This is a genomic window from Pseudomonas cichorii, assembly GCF_003700275.1.
GTDB lineage: Bacteria > Pseudomonadota > Gammaproteobacteria > Pseudomonadales > Pseudomonadaceae > Aquipseudomonas > Aquipseudomonas cichorii_B.
In genome coordinates this window covers 129969-151565 of sequence record NZ_RBRE01000033.1, presented here as the reverse complement: position 1 = coordinate 151565, position 21597 = coordinate 129969, and the positions used below count along the sequence as shown (strand labels likewise).

The following is a 21597-nucleotide window of genomic DNA, read 5'->3' as shown; positions in this document are numbered from 1 at the left end:
GTTGCTGGCCGGCCAGCAACTCATCGACATTGGTGGCCTGATGCTGACGCAAGGCCTCGGCCATAATGCCGAAGCGCCGGGTCAGCAGGTTCATTTCGAGCGCCGAGGAAATGGGCAGCGTCACTTCATAATTGCCCTGGCCGATATGATCGGCCGCCTTGGCCAGTGCCTCGATAGGGCCGCCAAAACGTTGGGCGATACCATGAGCGGTGATGAAACCGATGCACAGCACGGCAATGCCTACCAGCCCCAGCAGACCGGCAATCCATAGCGCTCGCTCGCGAGAATAGATCTCGGCATTGCTGATGTTTTCCAGCGCCTGACGATGTGTTTGCAGAAGATCGTTGCGCAATGCGTCAAAACTGACCCTCAGTTCCGGGTCGTCACGCAATTCGCGCGGGTTGCCCTGAAAACGCTGGAAGGCATCGACGAAGCGCTGGTAATACTGGCGGGTCTTTTCAAAACGATCCTGCACCTTGTTCTGTGCATCGCGCTCCACGCCCTCGGCCAACAGCTCGCGGAATTGCTCCTGATACGCTTCCAGCGCCTGCCTGTCGGGTGATGGACCGATCATGATGACTAACTGATCGCCGAGGTTCTGCCGCAGCTTCAGACCCAGCTCAAGGTTGCTGAAGTTACTCTGAACCAGCGACTCCTGGCTCTTGGCCATTTGCATGACACTGACCAGCCCCAGCAACAATCCAAGCAACGCCACGGTTATCAGTGCCGAGATGCTCAGGAACAGGCGGGTACGCAGCTTCATTGCCAGTTTCATACAGGACAACTCATAAGTTGTACTGCTTGCGTTTGCGATACAGCGTCGACGAATCGATGCCCAGAGTCTTCGCCGCCTGATCGAGTGTGTCGCTGGTGGCCAGCACCGCGCCGATGTGGGCCTTCTCCAGTTCGTCCAGACTCAATGCGGCACCTACGCGCGGGGCGTTGTTGGTTGGCACTTCGGCCATGCCCAGGTGACTGACTTCGACACGTTCCTGCGGGCAAATGATGCTGGCGCGCTCGATGACGTTACGCAATTCGCGAATGTTACCGGGCCAGCGGTAGTTGAGCAGTGCGGCACGGGCTTCGTCACTGAAACCGCGAGCCGGGCGGGCGTAATCCTTGACGAAGCGCGCCAGGAACCGGTCAGCCAGAGTCATGATGTCTTCGCTGCGCTCACGCAAGGCCGGCAAGTGCAGGGTGATCACGTTCAGGCGATACAGCAGGTCTTCACGGAAGCGCCCGCTGCGGACCATGTCTTCCAGATTCAGGTTGGTGGCCGCCAGAATCCGTACATCGGCACGCCGGGTGACCGGGTCGCCGACCCGCTCGTATTCCTTGTCCTGGATGAAGCGCAGCAACTTTGGCTGCAAAGTGAGGGGAAAGTCGCCGATCTCGTCAAGAAACAGCGTGCCGCCATCCGCCTGATTGACCCGACCCAAGGTACTTTCGCTGGCCCCGGTGAACGCTCCACGGCTGTGACCGAACAGTTCACTCTCCATCAGCTCGGCCGTCAGGGAAGGGCAGTTGATGGTGACGCAGGATTTCTTGGCGCGCTTGCTCCAGCCGTGAATGGCGCGTGCCAGTTCACCTTTACCAGTCCCCGACTCGCCCAGAATCAGGATGTTGGCGTCGGTCACGGCAACCTGTCGCGCCGTTTCCAGAATGGCCATCATCGCCGGGCTGTGGGAATCCAGGCCATCCTTGGGTTTGCGTACTTCACCCTCAAGAGCTTCCAGACGGGCAGACAACTGCCGCACTTCCAGCTGTTTTGCGGTAGCGAGACGCAATTGATCCGGGCTGCAGGGTTTGACCAGGTAATCGGCGGCACCGGCCTGGATGGCGTCGACCGCAGTGTCGACTGCCGAGTGAGCGGTGACAATCACCACGCGCATCCATGGCGCCTGAATACGCATCTGCGCCAGCACATCCAGCCCGTTGTCTTCGCCCAGACGCAAGTCCAGAAAACACAGGTCGAACACCTGGCGCTGCATCAAGGTATCGGCCTGGGCAGCGCTGTTGGCCGTGGCAACACTGTAGCCCTCATCTTCCAGACAGTACCGGAACGTGCGAAGAATGGCGGACTCGTCGTCCACTAGCAGAATACGGCCCTGATTCTCAGTGGCTGTCTCCATTTTTCCTACGCTCCTAAGTAAATTATCTTGGTTAGTGTCGGAATCATCGGGCAAGTTGCATGGTTGATTCTGATTGATTCTGTGACATGCATGGTAGCTATGTGTTCGAGCATTAGCTAACCGGCTGATTTTTCTAGCGATCCGTTGCCAGTTTCCGTCGACCTGAAGACATGAATTCACATTTCCCGGTTCTCGGGCCTCGAACCCGCCCGACAAACGTTCGTGCAGAACGCACGACCGCAAAGGAGAGATCGTGCAGCTTGCTGGTCGCAAATTTTCTTTGAATATCTCAAGCCATTGATTTTATTGATTTTTTATTAATATCAAAAAATGGCATGCAGTCTGCAATATCCCTTTCATCCAAGGCCTGACGTTAAGGCCATCAATATTCACGACGCCATTCAGGTACACGGAGTTAAAGGATGAACAGTCAGCACATTGCTCAATTGCGTATTTCATCCTTGCACATCCAACAGGGCCTTTTCCTGCTCCTGGCCCTGCTCGTCACCCTGATTGCCGTTCAGCAATTCCAGCGTTGGGAACAATCGCGTGAAGCGACCCACACCCAGCAGCAGCTCGTCAAAGTCAGCACGTCCTATCAAAGCCTGATGCGCACCGCTCAGATCAATGGACAAGGACCACAGCCGGTCGACGGCCTGGTGTCTGCCGATGAAGTAGCAACGCCGCAAAAATGGATCTTCTGATCCACACAAACCGGACGAAATGTTCCAAATTCAAAAATAGCTGTAAGGAGTATCACCATGCTTAGTTGGGCTATCACTTTCCTGATCATCGCCATTGTCGCTGCCGTACTGGGCTTCGGTGGTATCGCAGGCACGGCAACGGGTATCGCCAAGATTCTGTTCGTTGTATTTCTGGTGATGTTCGTTGTGTCTTTCTTCTTCGGGCGCCGTGGTCGAGGCTGAGAAATGGGCAAATCCTTTCACTCACTGGTTGCCGCCCTGTTGATGGGCGGCAGTGCCATGGCAATCGCAGCCAATGACGGTCAGGCTCGGGTCAATGAGCTGTTGAGTTCGGCGCCCGAGTATCGCCAGACCTGGATGGAAGTCGTCCAGAAAGAGGAACGGTTGCCCGAATGGGTCATCAATCTGTCAGGTACGTCCGAACAGATGACCGCTGTGACCGAGGATGGAGACCCGTACCTCGTAGGTCCTCTGTGCGAAACCGCCGAAACCTGTCGCAGCAAGCGCCTGATCGTGTCATTCAGTCTCGATAAGGAAGATGCCTACGGGATGCTGGTTGAAGTGCCTGCCGGGCTCCCGGCCGACAAATCGCCAACCCGCCATGCAACTTACCGCTTCCTCGGCAAACCCGATGAAGGCATGCAGCAATTGCTGAAGGAACAGTTGAGCAAAGACCCCAACTGGTACTGAGCCGCTGACCCTTACATCCTTCCAGGACGAGGTATTCGGGCACAACCCGTATGCCTCGTCTCCCGCTGTATTTATCCGTTTCTGCAAAAAGCGCTGATGCATGAGCCCGGTCATGCCGTGTACCCTTGGCTGACAAAAACCACTCGACGAGGGCTTCATGGGTTGGCTCAACCGTCACAAATTCCTGCCTTTTCTGACCTGGCTGCCCAAACAGACCCGCGCCAGCGTTGGCCGTGATGCCCTGGTAGGATTGAGCGGTGCCGTTCTTGCCCTGCCACAATCCATCGCTTATGCCCTGATTGCCGGTCTTCCTCCCGAATATGGCTTGTACGCGGCCATTGTGCCGGTGCTGATCGCCTGTCTATGGGGCTCTTCGTGGCATCTGATCTGCGGCCCGACGGCGGCCATTTCCATTGTGCTGTATGCCAGCATCAGCCCCATGGCCATACCGGCCAGCCTGGATTACATCACGCTCATTCTGCTGCTGACGTTCATGGCCGGCGCCTTCCAGTTGCTGCTCGGCATGATGCGCTTCGGTGCACTGGTGAACTTCGTCTCGCATTCCGTGGTGCTGGGTTTCACCCTCGGCGCGGCAATCGTGATTGCCCTGGGGCAGATACCCAATCTGGCAGGTATCGACCTGCCCAGCCAGAGCACCGCCCTCAACAGCCTGACCGCAGTACTCGAACACGGCGCCGAACTCGACAGACCTTCGCTGATTCTGGGCCTGCTGACCCTGGCGCTGGGTATTGCGCTCAAGTATCTGGTGCCACGCTGGCCGACGCTGTTGATCACGCTGGTATCCAGCAGCCTGCTGGTCTGGCTGTGGCCGGGCATGTTTGGCCAGGTGAAAGTGGTCAAGGCTTTCGTCGGGCAACTGCCGCCGTTCAGCCCGCTGCCGCTGGATCTGGAGTTGATCCTCAAACTGCTGCCGACCGCAGTGGCGGTGGGCATGCTCGGTCTGGTGAACAGTCTGTCGATTGCCCGTTCACTGTCGGCGCGCTCCCAGCAATTGATCAACGCCAATCAGGAAGTGCGTGCTCAGGGCCTGTCGAATATGGCTGGCTCACTGTTCTCCGGCTATATGTCCGCCGGCTCCTTTACCCGCGCCGCCTTGAGCTATGAAGCGGGCGCCCGGTCTCCGCTGGCGGGCGTCTTCTCGGCGTTGTGGGTCATGTTGTTTGCGGTGGCAGGGGCATCGCTGATTTCTCACATTCCGATTCCGGCCATGGCCGCTTCGATTCTGCTGATCTGCTGGGGATTGGTGGATCATCGCGGCATCGCGGCGTTGTTCAGGGTCAGTCGTTCCGAGTTTTTCGTGATGGCCCTGACCTGTGTCGCAACCCTGTTGCTGGAGTTGCAGACCGCTATCTACGCCGGGGTTCTGGCGTCGCTGTTTTTCTACCTCAAGCGCACGTCTCAACCCAAGGTGCAGCAATGGCGCGAAGGCGATGAAGAGATCATGCGCGTGGGCGGATCGATTTTCTTCGGCGCCAGCCACTACTTGCAGACCCGCTTGCAGCGTACCGAAGGCAAGCGCGTGGTGATCGAGGCGCAACAGATCAACTTCATCGACTATTCGGGCGTGGAGATGCTTCACCAGGAAGCGCGGCGCCTGCTCAAACAGGAGCGGACGCTGACTTTGCGCAGCGCCCGCCAGCAGGTCGTCGAAGAATTGCAGAAGCTGGAAGGGCCAGACAAATGCCCGATTCTGTTCGAGGATTAACCCTGCGCCAATTGGTGCCGCATCTCGGCCAGTACCTGCGCTGAGTCCGGACGTACGCCGCGCCACAGCAGGAAAGCCTCGGCAGCCTGTTCGACCAGCATGCCCAGCCCATCCACCGCTTGGGCCGCGCCGTGTTCGGTCGCCCAGCGACAGAACGCCGTCGGCTCCTTGCCGTACATCATGTCGTAGCAGAAGGTATGGCCCGGCTGGATCAGACTCGGCGCAATCGGTGGCAGCTCGCCCGCCAGACTCGCGGAAGTGGCGTTGATGATCAGGTCGACCGGTTCTTCCAGCCAGTCGTAACCGCTGGCGAAGACCGGGCCCTGGTCAGCAAACAGCTGGGCCAGGTTTTCGGCTTTTTCCACGGTACGGTTGGCGATCACCAATGCCAGAGGTTTTTGCTCAAGCAGCGGTTCCAGGGCGCCACGCACAGCGCCACCGGCTCCCAGCAACAGAATGCGCTGCCCGCGCAGGCTGAAACCGTAATTGACCGTCAGGTCGCGAACCAGCCCGGCACCGTCGGTGTTGTCGCCCAACAAGCTGCCATCGGCCAGCTTGCTCAAGGTATTCACGGCACCTGCGCGCTGGGCGCGCAAGGTCAGGCTGTCGGCAAGGCGGCAGGCCTCTTCCTTGAACGGCACCGTGACATTGGCACCGCGCCCGGTCTGGAAAAAGTCCTTGGCGAATGCCGTGAAGTCATCCAGCGGAGCCAGTGCAGTCCGGTAATCCAGTTGCTGTTGCGTTTGTGCTGCGAACAGACGGTGAATCAACGGCGACTTGCTATGGCCGATGGGGTTACCGAATACGACGTACTGGTCCATTTGGGGTCCTGTTGATCTGTTTGATGCCCTTCGCGGATAAATCCGCTCCCACTGTGTCGCTGTAGGAGCGGATTTATCCGCGAAGGCGGTGTATGAATTCAGTCCGCCAGCCAGTCCCGATCCTGCAGGAAATACTCGGTCAGGCGTGCTTCTTCGCTGCCCGGTGCGGCTTTCCAGTCATAACCCCAGCGAACCTGCGGCGGCAGGGACATCAGGATCGATTCGGTACGGCCACCCGATTGCAGGCCAAACAGCGTGCCACGGTCGTAGACCAGGTTGAACTCGACATAACGGCCACGTCGGAATTCCTGGAACTCGCGTTGTTGCACGGTATAGGCCGCCGCCTTGCGACGACGCACAATCGGCAGGTAGGCGTTGATGTAGGCATCGCCGATGGCGCGGATGAATGCAAAACAGGTATCGAAGTCCCACTGGTTCACATCGTCGAAGAACAGGCCACCAATCCCGCGTGGCTCGTTGCGATGCTTGAGGTGGAAATAGCTGTCGCACCAGGCCTTGTAGCGCGGGTAAACGTCGTCACCGAACGGCGCACAGGCACGCTCGGCCACACGGTGCCAGTGCACGCAATCCTCTTCGACGCCATAGTAGGGCGTCAGGTCAAAACCGCCACCGAACCACCAGACCGGCTCTTCGCTTTCTTTCTCGGCAATGAAGAAGCGTACGTTGGCGTGGGAAGTCGGCACATGCGGATTGTGTGGATGAATCACCAGCGAAACCCCAAGGGCCTCGAAACCTCGTCCGGCCAGTTCAGGCCGGTGGGCACTGGCCGACGGCGGCAGGTTGCTGCCAAAGACGTGGGAAAAGTTGACGCCGCCCTTTTCAATGACAGTGCCATTTTCAACCACCCGCGTACGACCACCGCCACCTGCCGGACGTGTCCATGCATCTTCGACAAAGCGTGCGCTGCCATCTTCGAGCTCCAGGGCAGTACAGATTCGGTCTTGCAGATCGAGCAGGTAGGCTTTTACGGCCTCGGTGCGGGTATTCATAGTGATTCCCTAAGGCTGACTTCAAACGGCTGAGCACCCCGTATGCAAAGGGGCGCAGGCAAATTGGCGCGTAGCATACCACTGGCCGACCGGCCTTCGCAGTTGACGAAGATCATCTGAAGGAGTCCGATAGCCTGTCTAATGATCCGTTTCGACCAGCATGGAGAGAGCAAATGGCAAAGCGTATCCAGTTCAGTACCGTCGGAGGACCCGAGGTTCTTGAATATGTCGACTTCGAGCCGGCTCAGCCCGGCCCGCAGCAAGTTGTGGTTCGCAACAAGGCGATTGGCCTGAATTTTATCGATACCTATTACCGCAGCGGCCTTTACCCGGCGCCCTCGTTGCCTTCGGGACTGGGCACGGAAGGTGCGGGCATCGTCGAAGCCGTCGGCAATGAAGTGACACGCTTCCAGGTCGGCGACCGCGTGGCCTATGGCACCGGCCCTCTGGGTGGCTACAGCGAGCTGCATGTGTTGCCCGAAGCCAATCTGGTGAAGCTGCCCGATTCGATCAGCTTCGAGCAGGCGGCTGCGGTCATGCTCAAGGGCCTGACCGTGCAATATCTGCTGCGCCAGACCTACATGGTCAAACCCGGTGAAACCTTTCTGTTCCACGCCGCTGCCGGTGGCGTCGGTTCGCTGGCCTGCCAGTGGGCAAAGGCTCTGGGCGCGAACCTGATCGGTACGGTCAGTTCAGCGGAAAAGGCGGCGCACGCCAAGGCGCTCGGCGCCTGGGAAACCATCGACTACAGCCATGAAGACGTGGCCAGGCGCGTGCTGGAACTGACCGACGGCAAGAAGTGCCCGGTGGTCTACGACGGCGTTGGCCAGGATACCTGGCTGACCTCGCTGGAGTGTGTGGCGCCGCGCGGCCTGCTGGTCAGCTTCGGCAATGCATCCGGGCCGGTTTCAGGCGTGAATCTGGGGATTCTGTCGCAAAAGGGTTCGCTTTACGTGACTCGCCCGACTCTGGCCAGCTACGCCAATAACGCGCAGAACCTGCAGTCCATGGCCGACGACCTGTTCGACATGCTCGCCAGCGGCAAGATCAGGATCAATGACATCCAGCAATATGCCCTGCAGGACGCCGCCCAGGCGCAGACCGAGTTGTCGGCTCGGCGCACCACGGGATCGACGATTCTGATTCCTTAACCCGGCCGCACAACCTGCCCGGTCGCGATATCGCGGATGACACTGGGATTTCGGCGGCCGCCCAGGCTGCCGCCGAGTACCATATCGACCTGCCCGCGGAAATATTGCTCCACCCGCAACCGGGTACGGGCGGCAGGGCGGCCGGCAGGGTTGGCGGAGGTCGAGATCAATGGACCGACCAGAGCGCACAGTTCACGCACGGTCGGGTGATCGGTCACGCGCAGGGCCACGGTTTCATGCGCGCCGGTGATCCACTCGGGCAACAGGTTCTGATGCGGCACCAGCCAGGTATTGGGTCCAGGCCAGGTGCTGGCCATGCGATCGAGCCACAACTCGGGGAAATCCTCGAACAGAAAGTCGAACTGACGGATGTTGTCGGCGATCAGAATCAGCCCTTTATCCACAGGCCGCGACTTGATCGCCAACAGGCGATAAACCGCTTCTTCATCCCATGGATCACACCCCAGCCCCCAGACTGCCTCGGTTGGATAGGCAATCACCGCTCCGGCCCGAATATCTCGAGCGGCTTGTTGCACACGCCAACTGCTGACCATTGATGTATCTCCGCTAAATCATGCCGGGCAGTTTAACCTCAGGGCGCCCGCGCGAACCATCGTCCGGCTTCATTGCTGATCATTCCGTCCAGTTCCAGCTCGGTCAGCGCCGCCAGTACCCGAGGCAACGGCCATTCACTGGCCACAGCCAACGCCTCGCTGGTATGCGGTGCGGCATGCAGAATGCTCAACAACGGGTGTTTTGCAGAAGGGGGAGCTGTCAGCTCGGGCGTGGTATCGGCAGGCGTCATGCGCTGCCAGTGCTGCAGGGTTTCAAGGATATGATCGACGCTTTCAACCAACACAGCGCCATCACGGATCAACTGATGACAGCCGCGTGCACCGGGATGATGGATCGAGCCGGGAATCGCATACACCTCGCGACCCTGTTCGGCGGCCAGCCTTGCCGTAATCAATGAACCGCTGCGGACACTGGCTTCCACCACCAGCACGCCAAGAGACAAACCGCTGATGATCCGGTTGCGGCGCGGGAAGTTGCTGGTCTGGGGCTCGGCATCGAGGGGAAACTCGGAAATCACGGCGCTGCCCTGCGCAATCATCTGCTCCGCAAGCTGCCGGTGCCGCTGTGGATAAAATTTTTCGAGCCCGGTCCCCAACACCCCGATCGTGGCCCCGCCAACGTCCAGCGCGCCCTGATGCGCAGCTCCGTCAATTCCCAGCGCCAGACCGCTGGTGATGACAAAACCGGCCCCCGCCAGACTTCGCGCAAATGCAGCAGCCGTGTCCAGACCGGGCTTCGATGCACGACGACTGCCGACCATTCCCAACTGGGGACGCTCAAGAAGCGAAGGGTTGCCAGCGATGAATAACAGCGGCGGTGGATCGGCGATTTCAGCCAGCAGTGCAGGGTAGCCAGGGTCGTCCCACATCAGTAAATGCTGGCCCGGACGCTCCAGCCAGGCCAGTGCGGCGCTGGCTCCGTCACGCACCTGCGGGTCGCGTCGAGCCTCGGCGCAGGCGCTCGGCAGCCCCAGCGCTCGCCATGCACTGGCAGGTGCAGAGAGTGCCGCCGAGGCAGAACCGAAGGCATCGATGAGTCTGGAAAAGCGTTTGGGTCCGACCTCCGGCAAGCGATGTAAACGCAGGCGCGCTTCCAGTTCGGCAGGCGAAGGAACGGCTTTTTCAAACAGCGGCATAAGATCGTCCTTGATCCATTGTCCACCTCAGAAGGTGGACAAACCTGTGGATAACTCTGTTGACAACAATTTGATAAGTGAAATGCCCGGTGGAAAAATCCGTATCAAACCTGAGACATAGGGTTAAGGGTTACGGACCTTGTCCATAATGGCCAAAGATCTGTTCGCGTGCAGGACCAAGGCGTAACTGAGCTTTTCATACGTGCGGAAAACCATCAGCAATCCGGAGCGTTCATCGGGGATTTTCACCTGTTCGCCCGTTACCCGGTCGCGGACCATTTCACCGGTCTTGAAGATCGCCAGCACATTGCCTTCGACCAGACCGTCACGCCTGCCCTTGTTGAGCGTAACGACGTCATAGACGCCCACCTGCGTTACACCCCGCGGCACATCGAGAATCAGGCCTTCGATCGGGGTTTGTGGCGAACTGGGCAGGAACGTCGAATTGATGGCCCGCTCTTCGCTGGTGAACAGCCGGTCGCCCAGACGAACCTCCTGGGTAGAGCGCTGCAGCATCAAGGTGGAGATGTCACCTTCGGTGGCCACGATTTCACCGCCGCCAATATCGTCGGCATTGATACCCAGTACTTCCTTGGTATCCGGATCGGTATAGACCTTGCCCTGGCGGAAGATGCCATAGCCCAGTTGCTCCGGGTCCACCTGGCCGCGAACGTAGATGCGATCACCCTGGCCACTGAGTACGCGCTCGGCATTGCCGGCAACGATGTACGGGGCTTTATCGAACTGGTCGGCGCTGTCGACGATCCGGTTGCTGATCAGGAATGCATTGATCGCCCCCAGCGGAATGCTCGGGATGGCTTCGATGGTCGGGGTGCTGCGCACACGCGGTGACAATTTGATCGTGCCGCGCGATTCGGCGCGATTGAGCACGACGCGAGGCTGGCCATCAACGTAGATCAGCGACAGCGAATCACCGGGATAGATGAGGTCAGGATCGCGTACCTGGGGATTGGCTCGCCATATCTCGCGCCATTTCCACGGTTCGCGCAAGAATTTGCCGGAAATATCCCAAAGTGTGTCACCGGCAACGACGGTATAACTCTGCGGGTGGCCTTCCTTGAGTTGCACTTGCGCCTGAGCAAGACCGCTGGCAGTCAAAAGCAGCAGGGCGAGTAGTGATTTCCTCATGCGGTGAATCCCTTTATCATGTTGTCTCGCGTGAACATACAGTCCCGTCAGTCATGAGTTGCCCGCTTTGATGTTCCAGGCCTGGCAACCGATTTTGACTTTACCCTACAGTGCAGCTCTTACGTATATGGCCATTCTAAACATTCTCGAATTTCCCGATTCGCGCCTGCGCACCATCGCCAAGCCTGTGGCGATAGTAGACGACGGCATACGCCAGTTGGTCGACGACATGTTTGAAACCATGTACGAAGCGCCCGGCATCGGTCTGGCAGCGACCCAGGTCAACGTCCACCAGCGTGTGGTCGTGATGGACCTCAGCGAAGATCGCACCGAACCTCGGGTTTTCATCAATCCCGAAATCGAAATGCTGACCGATGAAATGGATCAGTACCAGGAAGGCTGCCTTTCGGTACCCGGTTTCTATGAAAACGTCGACCGTCCGCAAAAGGTTCGTATCAAGGCTTTGGACCGTGATGGTAAACCTTACGAGCTGGTTGCCGAAGGCTTGCTTGCGATCTGCATCCAGCATGAGTGCGATCACCTGAACGGCAAGCTGTTCGTCGATTACCTCTCCAATCTCAAGCGTGACCGGATCAAGAAAAAGCTGGAAAAACAGCACAGGCAGAATGCTTGATCCTTCACCAAAAAGGCCTGAACAGGCCTTTTCTTTTTTAAAGAACGAGAACCCAATGACTGAGCCACTGCGCATCGTTTTCGCCGGTACCCCCGAATTTGCCGCCGAACACTTGAAGGCCCTGCTCGACAGCCCTCATCAGATCATCGCGGTCTACACCCAGCCTGATCGCCCGGCAGGTCGTGGACAAAAGCTGATGCCCAGCCCGGTCAAGCAACTGGCGTTGCAGCATGGCCTGCAAGTGCTGCAACCGCCAACATTGCGTGACGCCACGGCTCAGCAAGAGCTGGCAGCACTCAAGCCCGATCTGATGATAGTGGTCGCTTATGGCCTGATCCTGCCGCAAGTGGTGCTGGATATTCCACGTCTGGGCTGCATCAACAGCCATGCTTCCCTGTTGCCACGCTGGCGCGGTGCGGCGCCGATCCAGCGAGCCGTACAGGCTGGCGATAGCGAAAGCGGCGTAACCGTAATGCGTATGGAAGCGGGCCTGGATACCGGCCCGATGCTGCTCAAGGTCACCACACCGATCAGCGCAGACGACACTGGCGGCACCTTGCATGACCGGCTCGCCGAGCTGGGGCCACCCGCTGTGCTGCAAGCCGTTGCCGGTCTGGCGGATGGCTCGCTGGTTGGCGAAGTTCAGGACGACAGTCTGGCCACCTATGCTCACAAATTGAACAAGGATGAAGCACGCATCGACTGGAGTCGTCCGGCGGATGAACTGGAACGTCTGATCCGCGCCTTCAATCCATGGCCGATCTGTCACAGCACCCTGAATCAGGAAGCCCTCAAGGTGTTGGCGGCCAGTCTGGCCGAAGGGCAGGGCGCGCCGGGGACGATTCTGGACGCCAGCAAGGACGGCCTGCTGGTCGCCTGCGGACAAGGTGCATTGCGCCTGACCCGCCTGCAACTGCCGGGCGGCAAGCCGCTGAACTTCACTGACTTGTTCAACAGCCGTCGCGAGAAATTCGCCAGCGGCACGGTACTGGGCCAATGAATCCGCGTCTGGCCGCTGCCAGGGCTCTGGCTGCCGTATTGAGCGGCAAGGCTTCGCTGAACAGTTCGTTGCCGACCCAGCTGGATAAAGTCGAGGTCCGGGATCGCGGCCTGACTCAGGATCTGGCATTCGGTACCGCACGCTGGCAGCCACGCCTGTCGGCACTGGCAGCCAAACTGCTGCAGAAACCCTTCAAGGCCGCTGATGCCGATGTCGAGGCGCTGTTGCTGGTCGGGCTTTATCAACTGCTCTACAGCCGTATTCCCGCCCACGCCGCCATCGGTGAAACGGTCGGTTGCGCCGACAAGCTGAAAAAACCATGGGCCAAGGCGCTGCTCAACGCCGTGCTGCGCCGCGCCCAGCGTGAAAGCGAAGCCCTGCTGACTGAGCTGGAACACGATCCGGTAGTGCGCACCGCTCACCCGCGCTGGCTGCAAAAAGGCCTGAAAGCCGCCTGGCCGGAGCATTGGGAAGCCATCTGCGCCGCCAACAACGCTCATCCGCCGATGATTCTGCGCGTCAACCGTCGGCATAACAGCCGCGCTCAGTACCTTGAGCTGCTGAAGACCGCTGGAGTCGAAGCCAGCGCCTGCACTTTCAGCCAGGACGGTATTCTGCTCGCCGAGCCGGATGATGTTCGCGCCCTGCCAGGTTTTACCGAAGGCTGGATCAGCGTGCAGGACGAGGCCGCGCAACTGGCTGCCGATCTGCTGGAGCTGGCTCCAGGCCAACGAGTGCTCGATGCCTGCTGCGCGCCGGGCGGCAAGACCTGCCATCTGCTGGAAGTACAGCCGCAACTCAGCGCCGTGGTGGCCGTGGACCTGGAAGCCAAGCGTCTGGTGCGGGTGCGGGAAAACCTCGACCGCCTGGGCCTGGATGCCGAGCTGATCGCCGCCGACGCCCGGGAAACCGCACAGTGGTGGGATGGCAAGCCGTTCCAGCGCATTCTGCTCGACGCACCGTGCTCGGCAACCGGCGTGATTCGTCGCCATCCGGATATCAAGCTGACCCGTCAGGCGGATGACATTCCTGCCCTGGCCACATTGCAGGGCGAGCTGCTGGACGCTCTCTGGCCAACTCTGCAGGTTGGCGGGATTCTGCTGTATGCCACCTGCTCGACGCTGCCTACGGAAAACACCGAAGTCATCGAGGCTTTCCTGGCCCGAACCAGCGGCGCACGTGAACTGGATATCGCCGGACAGCACGGCCAGCCAGCGGCAGGCATCAAGCAACCGCACGGACGTCAATTACTGGCGCAGGAAGGTGGGCATGACGGCTTCTATTACGCCAAACTGATCAAGATCGCAGCGTCGGCCTGACAGGGAGATAGCAGTTGAAAATCATCATCCTCGGTGCAGGGCAGGTTGGCGGCACGCTGGCCGAACATCTGGCCAGTGAAGCCAACGACATTACTGTGGTCGACACCGACGGTGACCGGCTGCGTGATCTGGGCGACCGGCTGGATATCCGTACGGTGCAGGGCAAGGGCTCGTTTCCCACGGTGCTGCGCCAGGCCGGCGCCGATGATGCCGACATGCTGGTGGCGGTCACCAACAGCGACGAAACCAATATGGTCGCCTGTCAGGTGGCCTACACGCTGTTCCACACGCCGACCAAGATTGCCCGGGTCCGCGAAGCGGCTTACCTGACCCGCGCCGGCCTGTTCGATAACGATGCGATTCCCGTGGATGTGTTGATCAGCCCGGAACAGGTGGTGACCAACTACATCAAGCGGCTGGTCGAGTACCCCGGCGCGCTGCAGGTTATCGACTTTGCCGAGGGCAAGGCGCAACTGGTTGCCGTGCGGGCTTATTACGGCGGGCCACTGGTCGGCCAGAAACTACGCCAACTGCGGGCGCACATGCCCAATGTCGATACTCGCGTGGCCGCGATCTTCCGCCGCGACCGCCCGATAACGCCCCATGGCGATACGGTGATCGAAGCCGATGACGAAGTGTTCTTCATTGCGGCAAAGGCACACATTCGCGCCGTAATGGGCGAAATGCGCCGCCTCGACGAAAGCTACAAGCGCATTGTGATTGCTGGTGGCGGCAACATTGGCGAGCGTCTGGCCGAAGCCATCGAAAGCCGTTATCAGGTCAAGATCATCGAGATGAACCCGGCCCGCTGCCGTCATCTGTCGGAAACCCTCAACAGCACCGTGGTCCTGCAAGGCAGCTCTTCGGATCGCGATCTGTTGATGGAGGAAAACATCGGCGATACCGACCTGTTCCTGGCCCTGACCAACGACGATGAAGCCAACATCATGTCTTCGCTGCTGGCCAAGCGAATGGGCGCACGCAAGGTCATGACGCTGATCAACAACCCGGCCTATGTGGATCTGGTGCAGGGTGGGGAAATCGATATTGCCGTCAGCCCGCAACTGGCGACCATCGGCACCTTGCTGACCCACGTGCGACGTGGCGATATCGTCAGCGTGCACTCGCTGCGCAGGGGCGCGGCCGAAGCCATCGAAGTGGTCGCCCATGGCGATGCCAAATCCAGCAAGGTCATCGGCAAGGCCATCCGGGATATTACCCTCCCGCAAGGCACCAACATCGGCGCCATCATCCGCGACGAGGAAGTCCTGATCGCCCACGACATCACCGTGATCGAATCCGGCGACCACGTGATCATGTTCCTTGTGGATAAAAAACACATCCGCGATGTGGAGCGGCTGTTTCAGGTGGGGCTGAGCTTTTTCTGAGGACCTGTTGCAGGAGCGAATTCATTCGCTCCTGCAAATTTTGCCTCAATACCAGCGTGGCTCACCCGGCGGGCGTTTCTTGAAGCGCTTCATCGTCCACATGTACTGGCTCGGGTAAGCCCGCACATATTTCTCGACCACCTGACTCATGGCTGCCGCCGAGGTTTCGGTGTCGGTGCTGTACATGGCTTCAGGGGCAGCTTCCAGAACCACCTTGTAACCCGAACCATCCGGCAGGCGCATGGCGTGCAGGAATACGCCAACGGCCTTGCCGCCGGCCAGCATGTTGGGCACGAACTTGCTGGTCAGCGCCTGGGTACCGCAGAAGGGGACGAAGATACCGGCCGATTCGGCTGGCTCCGGATCCGCAGGAATACCCACCGAGCCGCCCTTGCGCACTTCCTTGATGACACTGAGGATGCCTTCCTTGGTCGAAGCCGCGACGCGGTTGCCCAGTTGCACCCGTTGTTTGCGCAGCAATTCGTCCACGGCCTTCAACTTGGGTGGCCGATAGAAAATGATCGGTTTGCACTGGCTGCAATAGAAGTGATTGAGCACTTCCCAGTTGCCCAGGTGGCTGGTGATGCCGACCACGCCCTTGCCGGAAGCCAGCGCATCCTTGAGCACGTCGAGGCCTTCGACTTCACGCACCAGGTCGATGGATTTCTGGGCAGGCCAGATCCACGCGCAAGCGCTTTCGGTCAGGGTCTTGCCGATGTCCATCAGGCTGCGGCCCACCAGTTGGTCAAGCTCGGGCTTGCTCAACTCCGGGAAGCATTTCGACAGATTGATCCGCGCCACTTCGCGGGAACGGTTGGGCAGCTTCCACATCAACCAGCCAATCGCAGTACCGACCCATTGCACGGCACGCCAGGGCAGCAGGGCAAACAACCGCAACGCCCCGACAATCATGGCGCCTTTGAACTTATCCACAAATCACTCCCAAATTCTCGAGGCAGGCATTGTAACCTTCAGCGGACCAGAGCCGCATACCGATCACAATCCAGAGTGTGGTCCATGACCATGCCACTCGATTGCATGTAGGCGTAGCAAATGGTCGGCCCAACAAACGTGAAGCCGGCTTTCTTCAGGGCCTTGCTCATCGCTTCGGCCTGCGGCGTGATGGCCGGCACTTCGCTGCGGTCCTTGAAGTGGTTGATCTTTGGTTGCCCTTCGACAAACGACCAGAGAAACCCTACCGGATCGTCCAGCTTCAACCACGCCTGGGCATTACGGCGCGCAGCGTTGAGTTTGAGACGGTTGCGAATGATGCCTGGCTCCTGCATCAGCTCTTCAATCTCGGCGTCGCTCATGGCGGCGATACGGTGCACGTCAAAACCGAACATGACCTCGCGATAGCGCGCGCGTTTTTTCAAAACCGTGATCCATGACAGACCGGCCTGGAACCCTTCAAGCAAAAGCAACTCGAAGAGCTTCTGCGCATCGCGCAGCGGCACTCCCCATTCCTGATCGTGATAAGCGATGTAAATTGGGTCTTCATTGCACCAAAAGCAGCGAGTCATAGGCCTCCCAAGGGTGGACGTGCAGCCGAATCGGGTATACTCCCGCTCTTTAAATCGCAGCCCAGCACAGGTGAATTTTGTGAGCCAGCCTACGCCAGCCGTGCGTACCTTCCAAGACTTGATCCTCGCCCTCCAGCAATACTGGGCAGAACAAGGTTGCGTGGTACTTCAGCCCTACGATATGGAAGTAGGCGCCGGCACTTTCCACACCGCCACGTTTCTGCGCGCCGTAGGCCCGGAAACCTGGAACGCCGCTTACGTACAGCCAAGCCGTCGCCCGACTGACGGCCGCTACGGCGAAAACCCCAATCGCCTGCAGCACTACTACCAGTTCCAGGTGATCCTGAAACCGAACCCGGACAACTTCCAGGAACTGTACCTGGGCTCGCTCAAGCACATCGGCCTCGATCCGCTGGTGCATGACGTGCGCTTCGTTGAAGACAACTGGGAATCGCCAACACTGGGCGCCTGGGGCCTGGGCTGGGAAATCTGGCTCAACGGCATGGAAGTCTCGCAGTTCACCTATTTCCAGCAGGTCGGCGGCCTGGAGTGCTACCCGGTGACCGGCGAAATCACCTACGGCCTTGAGCGTCTTGCCATGTACCAGCAGGGCGTGGACTCGGTCTACGATCTGGTCTGGGCTGACGGTCCGTTCGGCAAGGTGACTTACGGCGATGTGTTCCACCAGAACGAAGTGGAGCAATCGACCTACAACTTCGAGCACGCCAACGTCGAGAAACTGTTTGAGCTGTTCGACTTCTATGAAAGCGAAGCCGCTCGCCTGATCGAGCTTGAGCTGCCACTGCCAAGCTATGAAATGGTTCTCAAGGCCTCGCACACGTTCAACCTGCTGGATGCGCGCCGGGCGATTTCCGTGACTGCGCGTCAGCAATACATCCTGCGCGTGCGCACGCTGGCCCGCTCTGTTGCCCAGAGCTACCTGCAAGCCCGGGCCAAGCTTGGCTTCCCGATGGCGCCGCCCGATCTACGCGATGAAGTGTTGGCTAAGCTGGAGGCTGCACAATGAGTGCTCAAGATTTTCTGGTCGAACTGGGCACCGAAGAACTGCCGCCCAAGACCCTCAGCTCTCTGGGCGATGCATTTCTGGCCGGTATCGAGAAAGGCCTGCAGACTGCTGGCCTGACCTACAGCGCCAAGCAGGTTTACGCCGCACCTCGTCGTCTGGCAGTACTGATCACCGGTCTTGCCACGCAACAACCGGATCGCAGCGTCAATCTGGACGGCCCGCCGCGCCAGGCTGCTTTCGACGCTGAAGGCAATCCGACTCAGGCAGCCCTGGGCTTCGCCAAGAAATGCGGCGTCGACCTGAGCGAAATCGATCAGAGCGGCCCGAAACTGCGCTACAGCCAGAGCATCGTCGGCAAACCGACCGCCACGCTGTTGCCGACCATCGTCGAAGACTCGCTGAACGACCTGCCAATCGCCAAACGCATGCGTTGGGGTGCGCGCAAGGAAGAGTTCGTGCGTCCGACCCAATGGCTGGTCATGCTGCTGGGCGATCAGGTGATCGACTGCACGATCCTGGCCCAGAGCGCAGGCCGCCATTCGCGTGGCCATCGCTTCCACCATCCTGAAGACGTGCGTATTTCCTCACCCGCCAGCTACCTGAGCGACCTGCGAGCGGCCCATGTACTGGCCGACTTCAACGAACGCCGGCAGATCATCAGCAAGCGTGTCGACGAGCTGGCCGCCCAACAGGAAGGCACCGCTATCGTGCCGCCAAACCTGCTGGACGAAGTGGCGGGCCTGGTCGAATGGCCGGTGCCGCTGGTCTGCTCGTTTGAAGAGCGCTTCCTTGAAGTGCCTCAGGAAGCCCTGATCACCACCATGCAGGACAACCAGAAGTACTTCTGCCTGCTGGACAGCGAAGGCAAGTTGCTGCCGCGCTTCATCACGGTTGCCAACATCGAGAGCAAGGATCCGACCCAGATCATCGCCGGTAACGAGAAAGTGGTTCGCCCACGTCTGACCGATGCCGAGTTCTTCTTCAAGCAGGACAAGAAGCAGAAGCTGGAAACCTTCAACGATCGTTTGAAGAATGTCGTGTTCCAGGCACAACTGGGCAGCGTGTTCGACAAGGCCGAGCGCGTTTCCAAACTGGCTGCTTTCATTGCCCCGCGCATCGGCGGCGACGCCCAGCGTGCGGCGCGTGCCGGCCTGCTGTGCAAGTGCGACCTGGCGTCGGAAATGGTCGGTGAGTTCCCGGAAATGCAGGGTATTGCCGGTTACTACTACGCCAAGGCTGACGGTGAGGCGGAAGACGTCGCACTGGCACTCAACGAGCAGTACATGCCCCGCGGTGCTGGCGCAGAATTGCCAACCACGCTGACCGGTGCTGCCGTGGCCATCGCCGACAAGCTCGATACGCTGGTAGGTATCTTCGGCATCGGCATGCTGCCAACCGGCAGCAAGGACCCGTACGCCTTGCGTCGTGCTGCACTGGGTATCCTGCGCATCCTGATCGACAAGAAGCTGGATCTGGATCTGATCGAAACCGTGAAGTTCGCGGTCAGCCAGTTCGGAGCCAAGGTCAAGGCTGCCGGCCTGTCCGAGCAAGTGCTGGAGTTCATCTTCGACCGCCTGCGTGCGCGTTATGAAGACGAAGGCGTCGAAGTTGCGGTTTATCTGTCGGTGCGTGCGTTGCAGCCAGGTTCTGCTCTGGACTTCGATCAGCGGGTCCAGGCTGTCCAGGCATTCCGCAAGTTGCCACAGGCCGCTGCGCTGGCTGCGGTGAACAAGCGCGTATCGAACCTCTTGAGCAAGGCCGAGGGCAGCATCGCCCAGACCGTCGAGCCCAAGTACTTCGACAACGCCAACGAGTTCTCCCTGTACTCGGCCATTCAACAGGCCGACCATGCGGTACAGCCGATGGCAGCCGAGCGTCAGTACAGCGAATCGCTGGCACGCCTGGCAACCCTGCGCGAGCCTGTGGATGCATTCTTCGAGGCAGTGATGGTCAATGCCGATGATGCCAACGTGCGTGCCAACCGTTATGCACTGCTGGCACGTCTGCGTGGTCTGTTCCTCGGCGTTGCCGACATCTCGTTGCTGGGCTGAGGATAGAACGTGAAACTGCTGATTCTCGATCGGGACGGAGTCGTTAACCATGACTCCGACGCTTACATAAAGTCGGTGGAGGAGTGGATTCCCATTCCAGGCTCGATCGAGGCCATCGCAGCATTGAGCAAGGCCGGCTGGACGGTGGCGATTGCTACCAACCAGTCAGGCATTGCCCGAGGTTATTACGACCTGGCTACTCTGGATGCCATGCATGCGCGGTTACGCGAACTGGTGGCAGGGCAGGGTGGCGAGGTTGGCTTGATCGTTTATTGCCCGCATGGACCGGATGAAGGCTGTGACTGCCGCAAGCCAAAACCTGGCATGTTGCAGACCATCGCCCATCATTACTCGGCAGACCTCAAGGGTTTATGGTTCGTGGGCGACAGCAAGGGTGACCTGCAGGCCGCTTTGGCCGTCGACTCTCAGCCTGTTCTGGTAATGACCGGTAAAGGCCGCAGAACTATGGAAGGTACAGTGCCGGCCGGCACTTTGATTTTTGACGATCTGGCGGCAGTTGCCGCAGAACTTATCCACAATAGCGTTTCGCTGTAGTCCCTCAGGTTCAACGGTACGCTTAATGAGCGGGCACCTGCCCGTACGGTAAAAGCAACTATGTCGATCATCCAGGCAATCAGGACCTTTTTCTTTTACCTGTTGCTAGGCACCAGCTCGCTGCTGTGGTGCACACTGAGTTTCTTCATCGCGCCTTTTCTGCCATTCAAAGCTCGCTACCGGTTCATCAATGTCTACTGGTGCCGCTGCGCAATCTGGCTGACCCGTGTGTTCCTGAATATCCACGTGGAAGTCACCGGCGCGCAAAATGTTCCACAGACTCCCTGCGTGATTATTTCCAACCACCAGAGCACCTGGGAAACCTTCTTTCTCTCAGCCTACTTCGAGCCATTGAGCCAGGTACTGAAGCGTGAGCTGCTGTATGTGCCGTTCTTCGGCTGGGCCATGGCCATGCTGCGCCCGATCGCGATTGACCGCGACAATCCGAAGGCCGCTCTCAAGCAGATCGCCAAGAAGGGCGACGAACTGCTCAAGGACCGCATCTGGGTGTTGATCTTCCCGGAAGGTACGCGCGTGCCTTACGGCCAGGTAGGCAAGTTCTCCCGTGGCGGCACCGCATTGGCCGTCAACGCCGAACTACCCGTCCTGCCTGTCGCCCACAACGCCGGCAAGTACTGGCCGAAAGAAGGCTGGGCGAAAAAGCCCGGCACCATCCAGGTAGTGATTGGTGAACCGATGTTCGCCGAAGGCACAGGCCCTCGCGCGATTGCCGCCCTCAACGACCGCGTACAGGCCTGGAATGAAGCTACCCAGAAATCCCTGGGCGTAGACCTTGCACCGCTCTCGAGCAACGAAAAAGCCGAAGTCTGATTTTGTGGATAACCTGTGCACCATTTTTGAGAAATAGCTGAAAATAAGCGCTAAGTTGTTAATTTTGCTACTTATTTCTCAAGCTCATTAGTGAGCTAAAAACGTGCATAAGTTTTTCTGAAAGCGTTTTTGAGTGACGTTGGTATAGCATTCGTAAAGATGCTTGCCGACGCCA

At 59.2% G+C, this 21597-nt stretch carries 22 protein-coding genes; 13 read left to right on the top strand and 9 right to left on the bottom strand.

Annotated features, from left to right (window positions below; translation table 11 throughout):
• The coding region (locus tag ALQ04_RS07950; protein WP_122315202.1) for a KinB sensor domain-containing domain at nt 1-775 on the bottom strand (775 nt) is incomplete at its 3' end.
• Nucleotides 776-785: 10 nt separating this feature from the next.
• Nucleotides 786-2132, bottom strand: a complete 1347-nt coding sequence (algB, locus tag ALQ04_RS07945; protein ID WP_122315201.1) for a sigma-54-dependent response regulator transcription factor AlgB — start codon at nt 2130-2132, stop codon at nt 786-788.
• Between the two features lie 422 nt (nt 2133-2554).
• Here algB and ALQ04_RS07940 point away from each other — a divergent pair, with 422 nt between their 5' ends.
• The 4 genes from ALQ04_RS07940 to ALQ04_RS07925 all read left to right on the top strand — a co-directional run bounded on the left by ALQ04_RS07940 (nt 2555) and on the right by ALQ04_RS07925 (nt 5252).
• Nucleotides 2555-2836, top strand: coding sequence for a hypothetical protein (locus ALQ04_RS07940; protein WP_122315200.1), 282 nt, complete (start codon nt 2555-2557; stop codon nt 2834-2836).
• A gap of 57 nt (nt 2837-2893) precedes the next feature.
• Nucleotides 2894-3058, top strand: a complete 165-nt coding sequence (locus ALQ04_RS07935) for a DUF1328 domain-containing protein (RefSeq protein WP_002555679.1) — start codon at nt 2894-2896, stop codon at nt 3056-3058.
• A 3-nt stretch (nt 3059-3061) separates the two neighbouring features.
• Nucleotides 3062-3526, top strand: a complete 465-nt coding sequence (locus tag ALQ04_RS07930) for an inhibitor of vertebrate lysozyme family protein (protein ID WP_122315199.1) — start codon at nt 3062-3064, stop codon at nt 3524-3526.
• 157 nt (nt 3527-3683) lie between these two features.
• Nucleotides 3684-5252: a SulP family inorganic anion transporter gene (locus tag ALQ04_RS07925; RefSeq protein ID WP_122315198.1), complete on the top strand. Its 1569-nt coding sequence runs from the start codon at nt 3684-3686 to the stop codon at nt 5250-5252.
• Here ALQ04_RS07925 and aroE read toward each other — a convergent pair.
• Both aroE and hemF read right to left on the bottom strand, forming a co-directional pair.
• Nucleotides 5249-6073 carry a shikimate dehydrogenase gene (gene aroE / locus ALQ04_RS07920; protein ID WP_122315197.1) on the bottom strand — a complete coding sequence of 275 codons (825 nt, stop codon included), beginning with the start codon at nt 6071-6073 and terminating at the stop codon, nt 5249-5251. The two genes, ALQ04_RS07925 and aroE, sit on opposite strands and share 4 nt — an antisense overlap.
• Before the next feature lie 98 nt (nt 6074-6171).
• Nucleotides 6172-7083, bottom strand: coding sequence for an oxygen-dependent coproporphyrinogen oxidase (hemF, locus tag ALQ04_RS07915; protein WP_122315196.1), 912 nt, complete (start codon nt 7081-7083; stop codon nt 6172-6174).
• A gap of 173 nt (nt 7084-7256) precedes the next feature.
• On the opposite strand from hemF, the gene ALQ04_RS07910 reads away from it, so the two are divergent.
• On the top strand, nt 7257-8234 hold the full coding sequence (locus ALQ04_RS07910) for an NADPH:quinone reductase (protein ID WP_122315195.1): 978 nt from the start codon (nt 7257-7259) through the stop codon (nt 8232-8234).
• Here ALQ04_RS07910 and ALQ04_RS07905 read toward each other — a convergent pair.
• The 3 genes from ALQ04_RS07905 to ALQ04_RS07895 form a co-directional block, all read right to left on the bottom strand.
• The gene (locus ALQ04_RS07905; protein ID WP_122315194.1) at nt 8231-8788 is read right to left on the bottom strand and encodes an L-threonylcarbamoyladenylate synthase; all 558 of its coding nucleotides are present in this window, start codon (nt 8786-8788) and stop codon (nt 8231-8233) included. The genes ALQ04_RS07910 and ALQ04_RS07905 overlap by 4 nt on opposite strands.
• A 38-nt stretch (nt 8789-8826) precedes the next feature.
• On the bottom strand, nt 8827-9945 hold the full coding sequence (dprA, locus tag ALQ04_RS07900) for a DNA-processing protein DprA (protein ID WP_122315193.1): 1119 nt from the start codon (nt 9943-9945) through the stop codon (nt 8827-8829).
• Nucleotides 9946-10068: 123 nt separating this feature from the next.
• Nucleotides 10069-11094, bottom strand: coding sequence for a LysM peptidoglycan-binding domain-containing protein (locus ALQ04_RS07895; protein ID WP_122315192.1), 1026 nt, complete (start codon nt 11092-11094; stop codon nt 10069-10071).
• A 127-nt stretch (nt 11095-11221) separates the two neighbouring features.
• Between ALQ04_RS07895 and def the strand changes: the two genes are divergently transcribed.
• From def to trkA, 4 genes are read left to right on the top strand one after another with little or no spacing between them, the layout of a single operon-like run.
• Nucleotides 11222-11728 carry a peptide deformylase gene (def, locus tag ALQ04_RS07890; RefSeq protein WP_122315210.1) on the top strand — a complete coding sequence of 169 codons (507 nt, stop codon included), beginning with the start codon at nt 11222-11224 and terminating at the stop codon, nt 11726-11728.
• Nucleotides 11729-11783: 55 nt separating this feature from the next.
• The gene (fmt, locus tag ALQ04_RS07885; RefSeq protein WP_122315191.1) at nt 11784-12728 is read left to right on the top strand and encodes a methionyl-tRNA formyltransferase; all 945 of its coding nucleotides are present in this window, start codon (nt 11784-11786) and stop codon (nt 12726-12728) included.
• Nucleotides 12725-14047 (top strand): 16S rRNA (cytosine(967)-C(5))-methyltransferase RsmB, encoded by a 1323-nt coding sequence (gene rsmB, locus ALQ04_RS07880; protein WP_122315190.1) that lies wholly within the window; start codon nt 12725-12727, stop codon nt 14045-14047. The genes fmt and rsmB overlap by 4 nt, the downstream gene beginning before the upstream one ends.
• A 14-nt stretch (nt 14048-14061) precedes the next feature.
• Nucleotides 14062-15435: a Trk system potassium transporter TrkA gene (trkA, locus tag ALQ04_RS07875; protein ID WP_122315189.1), complete on the top strand. Its 1374-nt coding sequence runs from the start codon at nt 14062-14064 to the stop codon at nt 15433-15435.
• Between the two features lie 45 nt (nt 15436-15480).
• Here trkA and ALQ04_RS07870 read toward each other — a convergent pair whose 3' ends face one another.
• Nucleotides 15481-16368 (bottom strand): lysophospholipid acyltransferase, encoded by an 888-nt coding sequence (locus ALQ04_RS07870; protein WP_122315188.1) that lies wholly within the window; start codon nt 16366-16368, stop codon nt 15481-15483.
• A 38-nt stretch (nt 16369-16406) separates the two neighbouring features.
• Nucleotides 16407-16958: a DNA-3-methyladenine glycosylase I gene (locus ALQ04_RS07865; RefSeq protein WP_122315187.1), complete on the bottom strand. Its 552-nt coding sequence runs from the start codon at nt 16956-16958 to the stop codon at nt 16407-16409.
• Between the two features lie 79 nt (nt 16959-17037).
• Between ALQ04_RS07865 and glyQ the strand changes: the two genes are divergently transcribed.
• Genes glyQ through ALQ04_RS07845 form a run of 4 tightly spaced genes read left to right on the top strand, consistent with a single transcriptional unit; the run spans nt 17038 to nt 21422 of the window.
• Nucleotides 17038-17985 (top strand): glycine--tRNA ligase subunit alpha, encoded by a 948-nt coding sequence (gene glyQ, locus ALQ04_RS07860; RefSeq protein WP_122315186.1) that lies wholly within the window; start codon nt 17038-17040, stop codon nt 17983-17985.
• Nucleotides 17982-20036, top strand: coding sequence for a glycine--tRNA ligase subunit beta (glyS, locus tag ALQ04_RS07855; RefSeq protein ID WP_122315185.1), 2055 nt, complete (start codon nt 17982-17984; stop codon nt 20034-20036). The genes glyQ and glyS overlap by 4 nt, the downstream gene beginning before the upstream one ends.
• Nucleotides 20037-20045: 9 nt before the next feature.
• Nucleotides 20046-20591, top strand: coding sequence for a D-glycero-beta-D-manno-heptose 1,7-bisphosphate 7-phosphatase (gmhB, locus tag ALQ04_RS07850; RefSeq protein WP_122315184.1), 546 nt, complete (start codon nt 20046-20048; stop codon nt 20589-20591).
• A 60-nt stretch (nt 20592-20651) separates the two neighbouring features.
• On the top strand, nt 20652-21422 hold the full coding sequence (locus ALQ04_RS07845) for a 1-acyl-sn-glycerol-3-phosphate acyltransferase (RefSeq protein WP_122315183.1): 771 nt from the start codon (nt 20652-20654) through the stop codon (nt 21420-21422).
• Nucleotides 21423-21597 lie beyond the last annotated feature (175 nt).